We start from the raw sequence: 1,451 nt of genomic DNA, 5'->3' as shown, positions 1-1,451 counted from the left end.
GTGTGTCCGGGGGCGTCTCCTGGGCGGGAGCGACGGCCGGCCGGGCGTCCCGGCGGGGCCGCTTTGACGGGAGAGAGCCCCATCTGGTTTCACCGAAGCCTGTGATTTAGGTCACATTGCCAGCTCGCGCGCCATGACGGTGCAACCGAAACTCACCCTTAATGATCAGCCAAAACATGGCCCGGCACCCCGCGAGAAGGGGCGGCGCAGCGGGCGGCGCCAGAGGAGCGCAAGCCGCAGACCGCTTACACCCCACATAACTCTCCTATACCTTTTCCCTCGTCTCTTACTGACGGATGGGGCGCAGGTGACGTCCCACGACAGACCAGGGAGAAATCCATGAAGCGCACTCTCGCTCTGGGCGGGATCGCGGCGGGCCTGCTGGCTGCCGCTGCCGTCGCCGCGCCGGCTCAGGCCGACACCGACGTCGCCCCGCCCGTTAACCTGGCCAACACGAACTTCGCGGCCAAGCAGGTCGCGGCGTTCTGGTACGGCCAGGGCAAGGCGAACCTGATCAACGCCACGCCGTACAACGTCGAGACGACCGTGCCGTCCAAGCACGTCTCGACGGGTGGCGCCTCGGCCGACAGCAAGGCGGGCGTCGTCGGCTCGAGCGGTGACCAGAAGGCCACCACGAGCAACCTGAAGAACGTCAACCTGCCGAAGACCACCGGCAAGGTGTTCTTCATCGGTGCGGACAACAAGCCGCACTGGTGCTCGGCCACCGCGGTGCAGAGCCAGTACAAGAACCTGGTCGCCACCGCCGGTCACTGCGTCTACGACACGGTGAGCAACAAGGCCACCCTCGACAAGTGGGTCTTCATCCCCGGTTACTACGAGGGCAAGACCCCGTGGGGCATCTACGTGGGTAAGACCGCGTACACCCACTACGACTACGACGTGTACGAGGACGGCGACCGCGACTACGCGTTCGTCACCGTGTACAACGGCGTCCAGGTCACCGGCGCGTCGGTGGACAAGGTCAAGAACTGGGTCAAGGACCGCCGGTTCGAGACCAAGGCCGAGGCGGAGAAGGCCCGCAAGGACCTCGAGCTCAAGACCACCGGCTGGGCCGGCGAGATTGAGGCCGTCAAGGACCCGTGGCACTTCGCGACCAACAAGAAGGAGTCCTGGAAGAAGGCCGTCGCCGTTCCGGACTTCCTGAAGTGCCTGGCCGGTGGCCAGACGAAGGCCGACGCCGAGGCCCTGGTCCGTGGTGCGAGCACCGAGTGGACGGACCGCAGCGGACGCGCGGGCATCGTCATCACCCGCGTCAACCGCCAGGAGTTCGGCAACGGCGGCGACCACTGGTCGTCGGACGACACGACCTTCTACTTCACGAAGGACAACGGCTTCTACAAGGCCACCTTCTGGGCGCTGTTCGACATCGACTACAAGCTCCGCGGCAAGATCGTCGACATCGCCCTCAAGGACGTCGGCAGCCTCGGCAG

General features: G+C 65.7%; 1 protein-coding gene. It reads left to right on the top strand.

Features of this window, described 5'->3' with window-relative positions; translation table 11 throughout:
• Window positions 1-339: 339 nt before the first annotated feature.
• On the top strand, window positions 340-1,451 hold a 1,112-nt coding region (locus tag AAH991_RS40020; protein WP_346231173.1), incomplete at its 3' end, for a trypsin-like serine peptidase.

This window comes from Microbispora sp. ZYX-F-249, assembly GCF_039649665.1.
Classification (GTDB): domain Bacteria; phylum Actinomycetota; class Actinomycetes; order Streptosporangiales; family Streptosporangiaceae; genus Microbispora; species Microbispora maris.
This window is presented reverse-complemented; position numbering and strand designations above follow the sequence as displayed.